Annotated in this window: 17 protein-coding genes and 1 tRNA gene; 6 read left to right on the top strand and 12 right to left on the bottom strand. The window is 68.6% G+C overall.

The features are described 5' to 3' along the window. Nucleotides 1-4: 4 nt before the first annotated feature. The 10 genes from FB459_RS04765 to galU form a co-directional block, all read right to left on the bottom strand. Nucleotides 5-1,612 (bottom strand): PH domain-containing protein, encoded by a 1,608-nt coding sequence (locus FB459_RS04765; RefSeq protein ID WP_141927633.1) that lies wholly within the window; start codon nt 1,610-1,612, stop codon nt 5-7. 1 nt (nt 1,613) lies between these two features. Then, entirely contained in the window at nt 1,614-2,123 is a 510-nt protein-coding gene (locus FB459_RS04760) for a PH domain-containing protein (RefSeq protein WP_246092318.1), read from the bottom strand. Between the two features lie 2 nt (nt 2,124-2,125). Continuing rightward, complete coding sequence (locus FB459_RS04755; protein ID WP_205744701.1) at nt 2,126-2,653, bottom strand: inorganic diphosphatase; 528 nt, start codon at nt 2,651-2,653, stop codon at nt 2,126-2,128. Between the two features lie 258 nt (nt 2,654-2,911). Then, nucleotides 2,912-2,987, bottom strand: a tRNA-Ala gene (locus FB459_RS04750). A gap of 186 nt (nt 2,988-3,173) precedes the next feature. After that, entirely contained in the window at nt 3,174-4,127 is a 954-nt protein-coding gene (locus FB459_RS04745; protein ID WP_141927632.1) for a hypothetical protein, read from the bottom strand. 40 nt (nt 4,128-4,167) lie between these two features. Further along, nucleotides 4,168-4,806, bottom strand: coding sequence for a GNAT family N-acetyltransferase (locus FB459_RS04740; RefSeq protein ID WP_141927631.1), 639 nt, complete (start codon nt 4,804-4,806; stop codon nt 4,168-4,170). Continuing rightward, complete coding sequence (locus tag FB459_RS04735; protein ID WP_342771012.1) at nt 4,799-5,281, bottom strand: MogA/MoaB family molybdenum cofactor biosynthesis protein; 483 nt, start codon at nt 5,279-5,281, stop codon at nt 4,799-4,801. The genes FB459_RS04740 and FB459_RS04735 overlap by 8 nt, the downstream gene beginning before the upstream one ends. Before the next feature lie 4 nt (nt 5,282-5,285). Then, entirely contained in the window at nt 5,286-5,768 is a 483-nt protein-coding gene (moaC, locus tag FB459_RS04730) for a cyclic pyranopterin monophosphate synthase MoaC (RefSeq protein WP_141927629.1), read from the bottom strand. After that, on the bottom strand, nt 5,765-6,979 hold the full coding sequence (locus FB459_RS04725) for a molybdopterin molybdotransferase MoeA (RefSeq protein WP_129625308.1): 1,215 nt from the start codon (nt 6,977-6,979) through the stop codon (nt 5,765-5,767). Before FB459_RS04725 ends, moaC begins: the two co-directional genes overlap by 4 nt. Next, complete coding sequence (gene galU / locus FB459_RS04720; RefSeq protein WP_141927628.1) at nt 6,979-7,923, bottom strand: UTP--glucose-1-phosphate uridylyltransferase GalU; 945 nt, start codon at nt 7,921-7,923, stop codon at nt 6,979-6,981. Before galU ends, FB459_RS04725 begins: the two co-directional genes overlap by 1 nt. 90 nt (nt 7,924-8,013) lie before the next feature. Here galU and FB459_RS04715 point away from each other — a divergent pair, with 90 nt between their 5' ends. The 6 genes from FB459_RS04715 to FB459_RS04690 all read left to right on the top strand — a co-directional run bounded on the left by FB459_RS04715 (nt 8,014) and on the right by FB459_RS04690 (nt 12,611). After that, nucleotides 8,014-8,592 carry a 5-formyltetrahydrofolate cyclo-ligase gene (locus FB459_RS04715; protein ID WP_141927627.1) on the top strand — a complete coding sequence of 193 codons (579 nt, stop codon included), beginning with the start codon at nt 8,014-8,016 and terminating at the stop codon, nt 8,590-8,592. 54 nt (nt 8,593-8,646) lie between these two features. Beyond that, on the top strand, nt 8,647-10,197 hold the full coding sequence (locus FB459_RS04710) for a potassium/proton antiporter (RefSeq protein WP_246092317.1): 1,551 nt from the start codon (nt 8,647-8,649) through the stop codon (nt 10,195-10,197). Nucleotides 10,198-10,213: 16 nt separating this feature from the next. Further along, a complete protein-coding gene (locus tag FB459_RS04705; protein ID WP_129625305.1) occupies nt 10,214-10,543 on the top strand; it encodes an FmdB family zinc ribbon protein in 330 nt (109 codons plus the stop codon). Between the two features lie 95 nt (nt 10,544-10,638). Beyond that, the gene (locus tag FB459_RS04700; protein ID WP_141927626.1) at nt 10,639-11,487 is read left to right on the top strand and encodes an S-methyl-5'-thioadenosine phosphorylase; all 849 of its coding nucleotides are present in this window, start codon (nt 10,639-10,641) and stop codon (nt 11,485-11,487) included. Further along, on the top strand, nt 11,484-12,131 hold the full coding sequence (locus FB459_RS04695; RefSeq protein WP_170221710.1) for an SAF domain-containing protein: 648 nt from the start codon (nt 11,484-11,486) through the stop codon (nt 12,129-12,131). The genes FB459_RS04700 and FB459_RS04695 overlap by 4 nt, the downstream gene beginning before the upstream one ends. 123 nt (nt 12,132-12,254) lie before the next feature. Then, nucleotides 12,255-12,611 (top strand): MscL family protein, encoded by a 357-nt coding sequence (locus FB459_RS04690; protein ID WP_129625302.1) that lies wholly within the window; start codon nt 12,255-12,257, stop codon nt 12,609-12,611. A gap of 67 nt (nt 12,612-12,678) precedes the next feature. Here FB459_RS04690 and FB459_RS17165 read toward each other — a convergent pair whose 3' ends face one another. Together FB459_RS17165 and FB459_RS04685 are read right to left on the bottom strand one after the other, a co-directional pair. Then, nucleotides 12,679-12,849 carry a hypothetical protein gene (locus FB459_RS17165; RefSeq protein ID WP_170221708.1) on the bottom strand — a complete coding sequence of 57 codons (171 nt, stop codon included), beginning with the start codon at nt 12,847-12,849 and terminating at the stop codon, nt 12,679-12,681. Further along, complete coding sequence (locus FB459_RS04685; RefSeq protein ID WP_141927624.1) at nt 12,849-16,535, bottom strand: hypothetical protein; 3,687 nt, start codon at nt 16,533-16,535, stop codon at nt 12,849-12,851. Before FB459_RS04685 ends, FB459_RS17165 begins: the two co-directional genes overlap by 1 nt. Nucleotides 16,536-16,537 lie beyond the last annotated feature (2 nt).

Raw genomic sequence — 16,537 nt, 5'->3', positions numbered from 1 at the left:
CTGGTCAGCGGCGCATCGCCCGGTTCACGACGAAGGCGGTGAGTTCCTCGGCGCTGTGGTCCGCCAGGTCGGTGACCCGATAGCCCTGGCGCCCCGCGCCCAGAGCGACCTCCACAGAGGCCAAGCCGGCCCGACGCTGGAAGAAGCTGCGCCGCACAGTGACTGCGGCAGTGGCGTCGAGGTCGAGTGCCGCGGTGCTCATCGCGAGCGATCCGCTGCGGGTCACCAGGTGGTCGTCGACGACGGCGTGGCCGAGCCAGTGTGCGCGGGACCGTCCGAGCAGGATCGAGGCGAGCACGAGCAACACAGCCAGCACGATCGCGGGCACGATGCGGCCGAGGAAGTGACCGCCGACGACCAGACCCACGGCCAGCACCGAGGCCGGGACGATCGAGCGGATGTAACGACGTCGGGTCGCGGCGCTGCCGTGCCGGCGAAGCGGGCCGCCCAGGATGTCACCGCGCAGGACGGTGTTGCCGGTCTGCACGATGCGTTCGTAGGGCGACGACGGCGCGAGCACCGCCCGCTGACCCGCGTCGGCGTCCAGAGAGAAGCCGGTGACGATGGCCGTCAGCCGCGCACCACCGAAGCGGCGCAACAGGATCGGACGCTGCACCTCGACGCCGCGCAACCGCTGAGTCTCCAACGAGGTGGAGCGGGTGGTGAACAAACCACGCTGCAGGTGCAGGGTGCGGCCGTGCACATCGCGACCGAGCGTGAAACCGAAGTTGCTGATCGCAGCGCCCACGACGGCCAGCAGTGAAACGACGGCGAGGAAGAGCAGTCCAGCAACGGCGATGATCGCGAACACACCGAGGTTCTCGGCGCGGGTCCATGAGTCGTTGACGGCGGAATCGTCCGAGGGCCACAAGTTCAGCTGGTCGACCGTCTGGAACAGGACGCCCAGCACCGCACCGGCGGTCGCGAAGCCGGCGAGTCCCAGCGGCGCGTACAGCAACCACTTGGGTTCGAAGCGGTAGAGCACCTCATCGGCTTCATCCTTCGAAACCCATTGCGGGACAGCACCTTCGGCGTTCTCGTCGGTGTCGCTGCCCGCGCCTTCGTGCTCGAGTGAGTTCGGCGCCGGCGTCCGGCGGCGTTGCAGCAGGTCGGCGCGCAGACGGGCTGCCTCGGACGCAGGAAGACCGTCGAGCTTGACCGGCTTGTCCCCCGCGCCGGTGCCGATCTCGACCGTCGCCAACCCGACCAGCCGGTGCAGCAGCGGCGCGGTGACGTCGACCGTCCGGACCTTGTCGGTGGCGGCCGCCAGGGTGGACCTCTCGAACAGTCCGGTGCGCAACTGAATGTGCTCGGGCGTGAAGCGGTAGGTGGTGGTGAACCAGCGCAGCACACCGAACAACACGACCAGTACGGTGCCCACGACCGGCCACAACCAGCCGGTGCCGCCGCCGAGGTTGCGTCCGGCGAACAGTGCACCGACCAGCAGCGGGATGGCCCGACCGATCTCGCGGAACGGGTGGATCAGCAGCATCCGCGGGTCGAGGCGGCTCCATTCGCCGGCATCGTTCTGCGGCGGCGTAGGTGGCAGGCTCTGGTGGTCCTGTCGCGCCGTATCGTCCAGACCGGCATCGGGCTGCTGATCGTCGCTCATCTCAGGTGCCGTCCCCACCGTCCGCCGCAGCGATGCGGGTGAGGTCGGCTGCGATCCGGTCGGCCTCGGTGCGGTCGAGGCCGACGATCCGCAGTGCCCCCTTCGCGGACGCCGTCGTGACCGTCACAGTGGACAGCTTGAACAGCTGGGCCAGCGGCCCGCGTTCGGTGTCGACGGTCTGGATGCGCGGGATCGGGGCGATCCGGCGCTCCTGGTTCAGCCAGCCGTGCTGGGTGTAGACAGCCTGGTCGGTGACCTCGTACCGGTGCACCCGGTAACGCCATTGCGGCTGAACGATCATGCTGACGATCGCCTCGACGATCGCCAGGACGAGCAGGGTCGTGTCCCATGGACCCGGGATCCAGTCCTTGGTCCAGACCCAGATGAGAATGCCGATCACGACGACCGAGGAGATCGCCTCCGAGCACAGCCACATCCATTTCGCGCGCGGCGAAACGCGGTGAGCGGGCTCTCGCCCGAGCAGTGCGGCCGCCCCCTCGACCTGTGACACGACTACTTGGTGTTCCAGCGCTCGATGCACTCGTGGATGACCTCGATGGCCTCCGCGGCGTCACCCCAGTGGTCGACCTTCGTCGAACCGGGCTTCTTCAGCGCCTTGTAGTTGTTGAAGTGGAACTCGATCTGCTTGATCAGCTGCGGGTTCACGTCGTCGAGGCTGGTGATGCCGTCGCCGGTGTTGCGGTCATCGGACGGGACCACGACGACCTTGTCGTCGACCTCACCGTCGTCGATGAACTTCATGATGCCGACGACACGGCCCTCCATGACCAGCCCGGTCGGCAGCGGTTCCTCGGTCAGCACCAGCACGTCGAGTTCGTCGCCGTCCTCGTCCAGTGTCTGCGGTATGAATCCGTAGCTGGTGGGTTTGGTGAACACCTGCGGCTCGACGCGGTCGAGCTTCATCACCTTGTTCTCGCGGTCCCATTCGATCTTCAGGGTGCTGCCCTTGCCGATCTCGATGACGACGTTGATGAGGCCACCGTCGACGTCTCCCGGGCCGAAGGCCTCATTGAAGTCCACCACTGTTCGATCTGCTCCTGGAATCGCGCGGAATCGTGCCCAATTGTGCGTTGGGAGCCTATCAACCGGCTGGTCCGGCGTTTCGTCTTGCCATCCTGATCGCGACTGGCGGTCCGGGTTACATCTGCCAGCGCCGGCCGCACCAGTTGAGATCTGGATGTCCAGACGAGGTCTCTGGTCCGCCAGATGACGGTCTCCCCTGTGCCGGAGAAAGCGAGAGGGAGCTCAGACACTGTGTGCCTGAGCTCCCTCTCAATGTGGTGGAGCTAAGGGGATTCGAACCCCTGACCTTCTCATTGCGAACGAGACGCGCTACCAACTGCGCCATAGCCCCAGAGCGAGGAAACGATAACACCAGCCGCCGCGAGCTCACCAATCGGAGCGGGACTCGCTCGTAGGCTTCAGCGCATGCACTTCGCACCCGAGCCGGCACACAGTGCGACGGTCGCGCCTTACGCCGGAGTACCGCGTCGTACCGGGGCGTAAGGCGCGACCGTCGCGCTTTGTGGTGCTGTTGAGATCAGCCGGCGCGGTAGACCGCAGGCAGTTCCTCGAGTTCCTCGTCCAGGGCCAGGCCGTCGAACGGAAGGTCCTCGACCGGGGTGTCGGCAACAGTGGCGGCCGGTGCGACCTGAGTCTGCGGCGCCCGCTCCTTCATCGCGTACGTCGGACGCGGGACGGAGGTGGGCTGCCAGCCCTCGGCGTCGAAGATCTGCTCGGCAACTGCGGTTTGCACAACAGGCGCTTCCTGCGGCTGCTCCTCGAACCCGAACGGCGCCGGGCTCGGGGTGGTCTCGATGACGATGCGCGATTCCTCGACTGCGACGGGCTCGTTCATCGTGTCGGCCATCGGCTCGGCCGGTGCCGCGAACGACTCGGTGCGGACAGTACGACGCGGCGCACGGGTCGGGCGGGCCTGCTCGCGAGCCCGACGCTCGGCGATCGCGGTGTTGCGCAGCCACAGCACGACACCGGCGGTGATCATCACTCCGGCGAGCGGAGCCAACCAGGAGACGACTCCGAAGGGAGCGAGCACGAGCATCAGTGCGGTGAACCCGAGCGCGGTCAGCAGCGAGATGCCGCGAACCTGACGTCCGTCGAGACCGCGCACCTTGGCGAGTGCCTGCTTGCCACCGGTGGTGATGCCCTCGAACCGGTCACGCCGCGAATCGTGCTGCGGCACATGCTTTTCGTCGTTCATCTTGTCTCCCACGGTGGGTTGTCCGGCGCGCAAGGAGGTGCGGGCTGCCTTGACACTGACCTGCGGTGCCTGCTCGGCGGCGGAGCGTCGGCGCACCATCGGTGCGATCCCCTGCGGCAGCGGGTCGCGCTTGGCGAGCACCCGCATCGCTTCGGAGAACCGGTCGACCGAACGAGCGGTCGCCATCGCTTCCCGTCGGCGGATCCAATGCTGCAGCAGATAGGCAGCCCAGATTGCGACGACGAGGAGGATGAGCAAGCTTGTGGTCGGCACGAACCCGACGGTAGTTGTGCGAACCGCAGCAGCAGCGGACCTACTCGGTGTGTCGCGGAAGTGACTGCCGTGAAAGCCGATTGAGACGGTCGACGACGCTCTCGCCGTCCAAATCCTCGGTCGTCAGCGCGAAGGTGCGGTGGTCGCGCCACTTCCCGTCGATGTGCAGGTACCGCTCTCGCAGACCCTCGTCCCGCAGGCCCAGCTTCTGGACCACGCGCAGGCTGCGTGGGTTGTCCGGACGGATGTTGACCTCGACCCGGTGCAACCCTTCGCGCTCGAAACCGTGGTCCATCGTCATCGCCAGCGCGAACGGCATGATCCCCTGTCCGGCAAGGGATTCGGCAATCCAGTAACCGGCGGAGCCGGACAGCAGCGCACCTCGGGAGATGCCGAACAGGTGCACCTGACCGGCCATCGCACCGTCGACCTCGAGCACGAACGGGAGCAGGCGCCCGGCCTTCGCCTCGCGATCCTGCTGGCGCACCATCTGCGCGAACGACATCCCCGTGGGTAGCGGCACCGGCGGAGAGGAGTCCCAGGGACGGTTCCAGTCGGAATTGTCACGCCGCAACTGCAGGTACTCGTTGCGATCAGCCCGAGTTCGCAACGGTCGCAGCTTGATTCGCCGACCGAGGTGTACTGCTTCGACCGCAACCGGCCACGGGCGGTCACTCACGCCGATGGTCTCCGCCGGCGATCTGATCGAGGGCGTGTTCGACCACCGGATGCAATACGTCGATCGCGTCGCGCACTCCCCCGGTCGAACCGGGCAGGTTGACCACCAGCGTCCGTCCGGCGACGCCGGCGAGACCTCTCGACAGGATCGCGCCGGCCACTCCGTTTGCAACACCGGCTGCTCGCAGCGCCTCGGGAATGCCCGGCACCTGCCGGTCGAGCAACGGCGAGGTCTGTTCGGGGGTGCTGTCGGTGGGGTTGAGTCCGGTGCCACCGGTGGTCAGCACCAGGTCGGCGCCCGAAGAAATAGCGGCGCGGAGGGCTTCACCCACCGGCGGACCGTCAGCAACGACCACGGGTTCGTCGACGTGAAAACCCCACTGCCGCAACGCTTGCGCCGCAATCGGACCGGACCGGTCGTCGTAGACACCGGCCGCAGCGCGGGTCGAGGCCGTGATGACCACCGCCGTTCGCACGGCGTTACGCCTCGGTCCAGTCGCCCGAGCGCCCACCGGACTTGGCGGTGACCCGGACGTCGGTGATCCGCGCATGCTTGTCGACCGCCTTGACCATGTCGACCAGCGCGAGCGCCGCGACGGTGACGCAGGTGAGCGCCTCCATCTCGATGCCGGTGCGGTCGGCAGTGCGGACGGTCGCCTCGATCTCGACCCGGTCGTCCTCGACTCGCAAGTCGACTGCGACCGCGTGGATCGCGACCGGGTGGGCGAGCGGGACGAGCTCGGGGGTCCGTTTGGCGGCCTGGATGCCGGCGATGCGGGCGACCGCGAGCGCGTCTCCCTTCGGCACGTTGTCCGAGCGCAGCGCGTCGATGGCGGCGTCCGACAGCAACACCGACCCGCGCGCTTTCGCCTCGCGAGCAGTGATCTGCTTGGCGCTGACGTCGACCATGTGCGCCGAACCGTCCGATCGCACATGGGTCAGACCAGAACCTTTGTCGGTCATGCGAATTCCCCTTCCAGCGAGACGACGCGCACCTCGTCGCCTGCGGTGACTTCGTCCACGGAGGCGTCGATCCAGGCGAGTGCATCGGCGTGGGCGAGACCACCCATCAGGTGTGATCCCGGGCCGCCGCTGGGTGCGACGCCGAGTCCGTGGTCGTTCTGCGACAGGCGAACCCGCGCGATCTGCGCCCGGCCGGGCGAGGTACGCCATCCCTTCGTGACCCGTGCGGACAGCCAGGCGATGTCGGTTGTCCTCCCGGCCATGGTGCGCAGCGCGGGCGCGACGAACATCACGAACGACACCAGGGACGACACCGGGTTGCCGGGCAGCGCGAACAGCGGCATCCGGTCACCGATGATTCCGAAACCCTGCGGCTTGCCGGGTTGCATCGCGACCTTGCTGAACGTGATCTCGCTGCCGCCCTCGAACGCCGCCTTGAGCGGCTCGAACGCTCCCGCGCTCACCCCGCCCGTGGTGATGATCGCGTCTGCGCCGGCGTCGGACGCCTGCTCCACGGCGGCCAGGACGGCCTCGGCGGTGTCGCCACTGCGTCCGATGTGTACGACCTCGAAGCCGGCCTGACGCGCAAGTGCGGCAAGCATGGGCGCGTTGGTGTCGATGATCTGCCCGTAAGCCAGTTCGTCTCCGACAGAACGCAATTCATCGCCGGTGCTGATGACCGCCACCTTCGGGCGCGGAATGACCCGCACCGTCGCCGAGCCCGCTGCGACCAGGACCGGCACGTGCCTGGCCGCGATCCGGGTGCCAGCAGCGAGCACCTCGTCACCCGCAGACACGTCCTCACCGGCCCGCCGGATCGACACACCCGGCTCGGCCGCCCGCTCGAAACGAACCTCGTCCGTACCGCCGTCGGTCAACTCGACCTGGACGACAGTGTCGGCGCCGTCCGGCACCGGCGCGCCCGTCATGATCTGCCACGCCGTACCCGGCTCGAGGCGGTTGCGGCGGGTGTCGCCGGCCGGTACAACGCCGGCGACCGGCAGCACGGTGCCCGCGTCGGGGACGTCCTGCGCGCGCACGGCGTAACCGTCCATCGCGGAGTTGTCGAAGCCCGGAAGCGAGGCTCGGGCGATCACCGGTTCGGCGAGCACCAGACCGAGACAGTCGGTCACCGCCACGTCGACCGCCGGCAGGGCCGCAACGGCCTCGGTGAGGCGTGCGGAGTAGTCGGACGGCGCAAGCAGTTCCATCAGTGCTTCAGCTGCTGGCCCTCGGCCGCTCCCGAGCCCTCGTCGGTCTCGACCCACTCGCCGAGCCACGAACGGAAATCGTCGCCGATCTCGCGGTGGCGAACCGCCAGCCGGACGACCGCCTTCAGGTAGTCCAGACGGTCTCCGGTGTCATAGCGGTTGCCGCGGAAGACGACGCCGAGCACACCGCCGCCGTCGTTCCTGCTCTGGGCCTGGGCGAGCAGTGCGTCCGTCAACTGGATCTCGCCCCCGCGTCCGGGCGCGGTCTGCTCCAGCACCGCGAAGATCGAGGGGTCGAGCACGTACCGCCCGATGATCGCGAGATTCGACGGTGCGTCCTCGGCTTTGGGCTTCTCCACCATCGAGGTGACCCGCACGACGTCTGTCTCTCCGTCGATCGACTCGACGGCGGCGCAGCCGTACATGTGGATCTGGTCGGCCGGCACCTCCATCAACGCCACGACGGAGCCACCATGACGACCGCGCGCGGCGATCATGTCCTCGAGCAGGTGCTCGGTCTCGTCGATCAGGTCGTCACCGAGCAGGACGGCGAACGGTGCGTCACCGACGTGCGCCTTGGCCTGCAGCACCGCGTGGCCGAGCCCGAGCGGTTCGCCCTGACGGACGAAATGGACATTGCCCAGATCGGCCGACTTGCGCACCCGGCGCAGCTTCTCGTCGTCCAGCTTGCGCTCCAGCGCCGCCTCGAGTTCCCAGTGGCGGTCGAAGTGGTCCTCGAGCGAGGCCTTGTTGCGCCCGGTGATCATCAGGACGTCGTCGATGCCGGCGCGTGCGGCTTCCTCGACCACGTACTGGATGGCCGGCTTGTCGACGACCGGCAGCATCTCCTTCGGGATCGCCTTGCTGGCGGGCAGGAACCGGGTGCCGAGACCGGCGGCCGGGATGACGGCCTTCAGGACCGGGTCGTTGCGGGACGCACTCATGGGCGCAAGGCTAATGGAGCAGCGCCGCGCGTCGGGTCAGGCGCCCGAGGCGTCCGTGCACACGCCGCTCGCCGGGTTCAGACTGGACCCATGAGCGTGCTCACCCTGCCCGAGGACAAGCCCGCCGCGCGGGCACAGGTGCGCGCCGCCCGCCGTGCGCGTCGCGACGACCCGGCGACCGACCGGGCCGCCCTCGCTGCGGCCTACCGGGACGGTCTGCTGCAGCACCTCGCCGGGTTCGAACCCGGCACCATCACCGCGTACGAGTCGTGGGCCACCGAACCGCCCACCGAGGTCCTCATCTGCGCGTTGCAGGAGGCGGGTTGGCGGGTGATCGTGCCGGACACGCTCGCCGACCTGCGCCTGTCCTGGCACGACGCCATGCGACCGGACGTCGACCTCGGCATCGGCGGGGTCGTAGCGGCCGACGTCGCGCTCATCCCCGGCCTGGCGATCGACCTGGACGGCTACCGCTTGGGCCAGGGCGGCGGCTGTTACGACCGCACCCTCGGACTGCTGCGCCCCGGAGTACCGGTGATCGCGATGATCTTCCCGGATGAACTCGTCGCATCCGTCCCGAGAGAAACACATGACGCCCGGGTCGACGGCGTCCTGACGACCGAGGGTGTTCGCATGCGCGACAGGGGTACTGGAAGAATCGCCCCGTAGCCGACGGCGGGAGGGGGCGAAGTGCACCTTTCGGGCTTCGCCACGCTGGCGGCCGTGCCGAAGTCGGGCGCGTACGACCTCGACGACCTGGCCCGCTCACTGCTCATCGGCAGCGCCGTCCTGCTGGTCGCGGTCGCCGCGGTGCGTCTGGCCAACCGGTCCGGGCTGCCCACGCTGCTGCTGTATCTCGCGATGGGCCTCATGCTCGGCAGCTCCGGCTTCGGCCTGGAGTTCTCCGACCCGCTGATGACCGAGGTACTCGGCTACGCCGCCCTCGTGCTGATCCTCGCCGAAGGTGGGCTGACCACCGAGTGGAGCAGCATCAGACGCAGCGTCTTACCAGCCATGCTGTTGTCCACGATCGGTGTGTTGATCTCTGTCGGTGTGGTCGGCGTCGCCGTGCACTTCCTGCTCGGACTGCGTTGGGAGACAGCGCTGTTGCTCGGCGCGATCGTGTCCTCCACGGACGCTGCCGCGGTGTTTTCAGTGTTGCGCAAGGTGCCGCTGCCCGACCGACTGAAGGGCCTGTTGGAGGCCGAGTCCGGCTTCAACGACGCCCCCGTCGTGCTGCTCGTCTCCGCCTTGGCCACTGTCGGCGCTGATGATCGAGCCGACCCGAACTGGGGACTGGTCGGCTTCGCGGCAATCGCGGAACTGGCCATCGGCGCGGCCATCGGTCTCGCGCTCGGGTTCGTGCTCGGCAAATTGATGAAGCGCTCGGCCCCCGGGTCGTCCGGCTTGTTCTCCATCGGCGTCGTCGCGGCGTGCGTGCTCGCATTCGCACTCGCCGACGTCATCCACGCGAGCGGTTTCATCGCCGTCTACCTGTGCGCACTCGTGCTCGGCAATCAGGGACTGCCGCACCGGCAAGCGGTCCGCGGCTTCGCGCAGGCGCTCGGCTGGCTCGCGCAGATCGGGCTGTTCGTGCTGCTCGGGCTGCTGGCCGACCCGCGCCGCCTGGACGAACAGATCTGGCCTTCGATCGTCGTCGGTCTCGTGCTGTTGCTCGTGGCCCGGCCACTCTCGGTGTTCGGGTCGATGCCGGGGTTCGGAATCTCGTTGCGGGAGAAGCTCTTCCTGTCCTGGGCAGGTCTGCGGGGAGCCGTCCCGGTCGTGCTCGCGACGGTGCCGCTGACGCTCGGCAGCCGCGGCACGGAGTGGATCTTCGACCTGGTGTTCATGCTCGTCGTGATCTTCACGATCGTGCAGGCGCCGACCTTGCCCTGGGTCGCCCGCAAGCTCGGCATCGTCGACGAATCGCACGTCGTCGACGTCGAACTCGAGGCCACTCCCCTGGACGAACTGAACGCCGAGGTGGTGCAGGTGCGCATCGGTGAGCGCTCGCTGCTGCACGGGGTCGAGGTGCACGAGCTGCGTCTGCCCAAGGGCGCGAACGTGACGCTGGTCAAGCGTGGTGACGATTCGTTCGTGCCGAGCAGGCGTTCGGTGCTGCACCGTGGCGACCAGTTGCTGGTCGTCACGCCGAGCACTTCTCGGACGTCCGTCGTCAAGCGGATCCGCGCGGTGAGTGATCGCGGACGTCTGGCCGGATGGCGTCGGGACGAGGCAGATCGGACGGTGGCGCAGGACGTCCGGCGTCGCTGACCTAGAATTCTGCGACGTGCCCACCTATTCGTACGGCTGCAAGAACTGCGGTCATCAGTTCGACATCGTCCAGTCCTTCAGTGACAACGCCCTGACCGACTGCCCGGAGTGCGGTGGTCAGCTGCGCAAGGTGTTCAACTCGGTCGGAGTCGTCTTCAAGGGATCCGGTTTCTACCGCACCGACAGCCGAAGCAACTCCTCGTCCTCCTCGTCGTCGACGACTCCTGCGGCGAAGGACAAGAAGAGCGACACCTCCTCGTCCTCGTCTTCGTCCTCGTCCTCGGACACCGGTTCCAGCACGCCGGCCCCGAGTGCCCCGAGCACTCCTGCGCCCAAGTCCGACTGACCCGATTCTCCACAGCCCCGCTGCGGGTCGTCTGCGGTCCACAGTCTGACCTCGCGGACCCGCTGGGCGTGGGCGCCGCCCGTTAACCTCGCGGCATGACTTCCCAGAGCACCGCCGGCGCCGAGTCCGCACCCACAGCCGAGATCGGTGTCATCGGCGGATCTGGGTTCTACACCTTCCTGGACGACGCCCGCCGGGTCGCGGTCGACACCCCGTTCGGTCCGCCGAGTGACGACGTCGTCATCGGCTCGGTCGGCGGACGGTCGGTGGCCTTCCTGGCACGGCACGGTCAGGGGCACCGTTTCCCGCCGCACCGGGTCAACTACCGCGCCAACCTGTGGGCCCTGCGCTGCGTCGGCGTGCGCCAGGTCCTCGCCCCGTGCGCCGTCGGTGCATTGAAACCGGAGTTCGGCCCCGGCACCGTCGTGGTGCCCGATCAGGTCGTCGACCGCACCTGGGGTCGCGAACACACCGTGTACGACGAACCGGGGGCCGTCGTCCACGTCGGGTTCGCCGATCCGTACTGCCCCACCGGGCGAGCCTCGGTGCTGGACGCCGCACGCGACGACGCCGACCTACCATCGGTCGACGGCGGCACGTTGGTGGTGATCAACGGGCCGCGCTTCTCCAGCCGCGCCGAGTCGCAATGGCACCAGGCAGCCGGGTGGTCGGTCGTCGGCATGACCGGGATGCCCGAAGCGTCGATCGCCCGCGAACTCGCGATGTGTTTCACCAGCGTCTGCCTGGTCACCGACGCCGACGCGGGGGTGGAGGGCCAGCCGGGTGTCACCCACGAAGAAGTACTGGCGGTGTTCGCGACGAAGGTCGAGCACTTGAAAGATCTGGTGCGACGCACCATCGCGCAGCTTCCGCCCGTCGACGACTCGAACTGTGAATGCAGGAATGCGCTCGACGGAATCACTCTTCCTTTCGAGTTGCCGTGAGTCGGTTCGGATCGGCACGCACCGGCAGCCGCGCACAGAGGTGGCGCCGGACCCGCCTGCGACGCACCGGTGCGTTGCTGCTCGCGGTGCTGGCGCTGTGGACGACGTGGGCGGCGTTGCGGCCGAGCGCGGCTGCGACCGTCGCGGTCACCGTCGCGGCACGTCCCATCGCCGCCGGGACGACGCTCGGCTCAGCCGACCTGAAGATCGCGCAGTGGCCCGCCGGCGTCGTCGTGCCCGGTCTGCTGCTGCCTGCCCAGGCGGCCGGACAGGTGACCACGGGCGCTCTCGCTGCGGGCGAACCGGTCACGGCGACCCGGCTGGCCCACAGCGCCTGGAAGGCGCTGCGTCCGGGCGAACAGGCCTTCACGATCCCGCTCGCCGACCCACAGTTGGCGGCACTGCTCAGAGCCGGCGACCGTGTCGATCTCTACGACCCGGCCACCCGACGATTGGTGGCGAGCTCGGCGCGAGTCGTGATGTCCACCACCCCAAAGGTCGGACCTCACGACGTGACTGCACCCGCAGAGCCCACACTGGTCATCGCGGTGGAGCAGCGGAATTCCGCGCAACTGGCGGGCGCACTGGCCTCTGCGGCGACCCTCGGGACGGGCTTGATCGCGGCCGCATCGTCACGGGCCTAACACAACAAACGTCGCCGTGTGGGCGTTTCGGATTTTTCCACTCCGGGTTGCTCCGCTACTGTGGCGGCGCTTCCTGCAGAAAGCACCGAAGCACAAAGACCCCGAAAAGAGAAGGAAACAGCCGTGAGTGGCTTCAAGAAATTCCTGTTGCAGGGCAACGTCGTCGAACTCGCTGTTGCGGTTGTCATCGGCACCGTTTTCGCCAAGGTTGTCGACGCCTTCGTCAAGATCATCATGGACCTCATCGGCAAGGCCGGCGGGACCCCCGACTTCTCCAACTACAAGCCGGGCGGCGTGAGCGTGGGTAACTTCCTCACCGCCCTGATCGGCTTCCTGATCGTCGCCGCCGTCGTCTACTTCGGCGTCGTCAAGCCGTACGAGGCTTTCAAGGCCCGCTTCATGAAGCAGAAGGAAGAGGACGACGTCACCGAACTCAGCGTCCTCACCGAGATTCGCGACGCCCTGCGCACGGGCCGCTGATCACCCAGCACCACAACAGGAACGGGCGCCCCGATCGGGGCGCCCGTTCTTGTTCTTCGTTGCCTCACTACTGCCAGTGCGGCGGACGCTGCTCGTTGAGCCAGGTCTCGCGGGCCCGGTCGCGCGGCGTCGGATCCTCCTTGGCCGGTTCGTCCGCACGCGGCTCGGGGCCGGATTCTCCGCCGGTCGCCGGTCGCACCACCCGACGGTGCTTGCGTCGCCGCGGCTGCTCGGTCACTACGCCCCGTCCTGCGTGCGTGTGGCGACCTCAGCCAACCGAGCAATCTGCTGGGCGGGGTCGCTGAAGACCTCACCCAGCGCCAGTCGCTCGTACCGCCAGCCGCGAGCGCGCAACTGCGCCGGACGCACGAGATCGCGATCGCGTACGTTGCCGAGTTCGGCCAAGGCGACGGCGTCGGTGTCGACCACCAAGGGCTCACCCTCGACGATCACCAGGTCGACCGCCGGGCGAGACGTGCCCGCCCCCGGCCGAACGGTCAGACCCTCGCCGCGCAACCGGCGCGCGAGGTCGCCGATGCACGGGTGTGCCGGTTCGTCGACGGGTTTACTCAGGGGCCGATCCAGCACACTGCCGGTCGAGGCGGTGCGCCGACGGCGAGACTGTTTGCTCTTTCCCGCCGACCCCGGCGGGCCGGCGGTCCGTTCGGCCCCGCCACCGGTGGCCGCGTGAACGAGCAGGTCGCGATACATCTGGGCACCGCGGCTGTGCAGTCCGGCCACGGCGACGTCGTCCGCCCGGAACGCGCTGACGACGACGAGTTGTTCGCGGGCCCGCGTGGTGGCGACCAGCAGGGCACGCTCGCCCCCGTCGTCCAACACACGCGCCACCGCGCCGACAAGCCCGCCGTCCTCGTCCACCCGGCATCCGGTGCTGAGCACGACGACGTCACGGGTGAAGCCCTGGGCGCGTTCGGCGGTGCGCACGATGAACGCTTCGGCGGAGTTCTCCTCCAACAGCGCCCGTACCCCGGGATCGGTGACTGCGCGTCGCGCCAACTGGGCGTTCAGTCGCTCGGCGTGCTCGTCGGTCAGTGCCACCACCATCAACGACCCGCGTCCAGGACGTGCAGCGTGACTGCTCACGACGTCGACGACGCGGTCGAGCTCGTCCTGACCCGCCGCGGTGATGTCCAGCCTGATGACCCGGCCGTCGGTCGGAGCGGGGAAGGTGCGCACCTTCGCGCCGTACGCCTGGATGTTCGCGAAGTCGAACAGCCGCCCGTCGCGCGATCGGTAGTGCGTGCCCAGTTCGATCGCCGGTACGAGCCCGGTGAGTTCGTCCAGGATCGAGGGGGTCGGTCGTGCACCGGCCGGGGTGCGCGCCGCGTCGACCGCGAACCGACTCGGTCGCAGCTGACGCCGGTCACCGAACAGGACGGTCTGCGCACCGCGCCGAACCGCCGGCACCGCCTCCGCGGTGCTCATCCGGGACGCCTCGTCGATCGCGACGACGTCGAACCAGACGCCCGTCGGGACGTGGGCGGGTACAAGCAGGGGACTCATCGCCCAGCACGGCATGAGCGCCATCATCAGCTCGGGTGCAGCCGGCAACAGGTCCCGCAGGCTGGCCCCGCGGGCCAGACCCTGTTGGACGTCCCGCATCTGCTCAGGCAGGTTGCGTACGACGAATCGCAGACGTTCGTCCAGCTTGGCGCGCACGAAGCCGGCGCGTTCCGCGCGGCGCTCCTGCTCATCGGCCGCGTACTGGTGCAGCAGATCGCGGATCTGCTGACCGCCGGCATCAGTACCCTCGGCAGGATCGTGAAGATGAGCGAAAAGCGAAGTCCACCAAACGAATTCGAGTTCGGGCACAACCTCGTCGGGGCTGACCTGCCGGTGCGCGAGTTCGTCGACGAGGTCGCCGAGTCCCTGCGCACGCAAGGCATCGATGTCGGCGGTTACCTCGGGGATGACGCCGAGTCGTTCGATCGAGTGCGACAACCGTCCCAGGCGCGCCTGCAGCGAGTCGAACGACTGGTCGAGCAGGTCCCCGCCGTCGGCGGTGGTGGACAGTCGCTGCCCGAGCCACTCGAGTTCGCTGCGCATCTTCTCGTGGGCGGCGACCACGTCGGCCAGACCCTTCGGTGCGGCCGGCCGGGAACCCTTGCCCGCGATCCGGCGCCACGTGACCCGCTGCCGCAACGCCTGCACCAGCACACCGTGCAGATCGGGACGCGGTCCCGGACGCAGCAACTCCTGCGCCTGCGCGACCAACCGGCGCCGTTCCATGACCCCGACCTTCGAGTCGTGTTCCCGCCGGTAGTGGCGGTCGCCGGTAGCTGCGGCCAGGTCGCCGAGCGGCGCCTCGAACACCTCGGGGCGGAAGACTTCGAGCGTGTCGGTCACGTGCTGGAGCAGTTCGAGGCACTCCTCCTCCTCGCGCATGTCGGCGGGTGAGGGCAGGCCGACCTGGTCGAAGAGATCTTCGACCAGCGCACGGTGCGCGCCGAGTCGCTCGTTCGCCAACTCGGTGACGCTGTTGCGCGTCCGCTGCGCTTGCTGCGGACCGGCGATGGCGGCGCCGTACCAAGGGTCGTTCTCACCGCTGGTCGGCCACGCGCCCTTGCGCGCGATGGCCAGCAGGCGGCGTCCGGCTTCGTCGCGCTGCGCGGGTGACAGCGCCAGCAGGTCGCCGCCGGCCAGCCGGACATGTGAGCGCGGTGAGGGACGCCGATCGCCCAGCGCGGTGATCGCCTCGAGGGTCTGCGCCAGCGAGACCTGCCACGGCGAGTGCAGCCGGTGCATCCGCTGGTGGTGCTCCTGCAACTTCTGCGCGAAGACCGACGGGTTCCGTTGCACCGCGGGGGGCTGCGCGGAGGAGGCGATCGCTTCCTGAATACGCCGGTTGAACAGTTCCTCGAACTCAGGGCCCGGGCGCCCGTCGCTCATGTGTGCGACGAGGTCGCCGAGTCCGACCTCGGTCAGCCGACTGTTCACCGCTTCGATGGCGGCGCGCTTGTGACTGACCAGCAACATCGGCCGGCCCTGCGCCGCGAGCGCAGCGACGAGGTTGGCGATGGTCTGGGTCTTGCCGGTACCGGGCGCCCCGTCGACCGTCAGGTGGGCGCCGGCGAGCACAGCGCTGAGCACGGCTTCCTGCGAGGCGTCCGATGCCAGCACGCCGTGGGCTTCGGCCAGCCCGGTGGGGTCAGGCTCCGGCGGCACTGCGCGGATCGCGTCCAACGCGTCCGGGTCACCGCTCAGCGCATCCAGCACCGGGTGACCGGGAGCGTGCTCGTCCATCAGGTCACCGACGAGGTCGGCCTTGCTGAGGTTGAAGGTGCTGATGATCTGGCGACGCTGGATCTCGAAGCCGGGCACCGTGGTGCACGCTCGGCGTAGTTCGTCGAACACCTGTCGCGGGTCCGACGGTGAACTGGCGCGGGCGAGCGCGGTCAACGCGTCCTCGTCGACCTCGATGCCGTAGGCCTGCCGTAGGTACGCAACCAGCGCCGGGTTCACGATCGCGGGACTCGTGACCTCGATGAGCAGGTCGTCCGGGTGCCCGGCGACCCGTTGCAGGCGCACCCGGCGCAGCAGCACCGGGGCGAGCGGAGGCGTGCCGCTGCCCCGCACCTTCCACCCGGCCAGGCCGATACCCATCCAGCACGAATCGATGCCACGGTCCTCCTGCAGTTCCACGACCTTGGCCTCGATCATCCGCAGCCGGCGCGAGGCCTCGGCGTAGGCGTAGGACTCCCGCACCACCTGCGACAGACGGGCGCTGCCGGAGGAGAACAGGCGAGCCACCCCGGCCGGGTGCGCGGTGGTGAGTTCGAGCATGCCGCGTCCGCGGTCGTCGAACCACAACAAGGTGTTGGGTCCGCCGATACCGGTGAGCTCCTCGCGCCAGCCGGCGATGTCGTGCGCGGAACGGTCGTCCGTTGCGGTGGTGTCGGTCATCG

The organism is Yimella lutea, from assembly GCF_006715095.1.
Classification (GTDB): domain Bacteria; phylum Actinomycetota; class Actinomycetes; order Actinomycetales; family Dermatophilaceae; genus Yimella; species Yimella lutea.
This window is presented reverse-complemented; position numbering and strand designations above follow the sequence as displayed.

Coding starts and splice junctions, on each gene's coding strand:
- FB459_RS04765 (WP_141927633.1), bottom strand. CDS start 1,612: ATGAGCGACGATCAGCAGCCCGATGCCGGTCTGGACGATACGGCGCGA.
- moaC (WP_141927629.1), bottom strand. CDS start 5,768: ATGACCGACAAAGGTTCTGGTCTGACCCATGTGCGATCGGACGGTTCG.
- FB459_RS04725 (WP_129625308.1), bottom strand. CDS start 6,979: ATGGAACTGCTTGCGCCGTCCGACTACTCCGCACGCCTCACCGAGGCC.
- galU (WP_141927628.1), bottom strand. CDS start 7,923: ATGAGTGCGTCCCGCAACGACCCGGTCCTGAAGGCCGTCATCCCGGCC.
- FB459_RS04715 (WP_141927627.1), top strand. CDS start 8,014: ATGAGCGTGCTCACCCTGCCCGAGGACAAGCCCGCCGCGCGGGCACAG.
- FB459_RS04700 (WP_141927626.1), top strand. CDS start 10,639: ATGACTTCCCAGAGCACCGCCGGCGCCGAGTCCGCACCCACAGCCGAG.
- FB459_RS04685 (WP_141927624.1), bottom strand. CDS start 16,535: ATGACCGACACCACCGCAACGGACGACCGTTCCGCGCACGACATCGCC.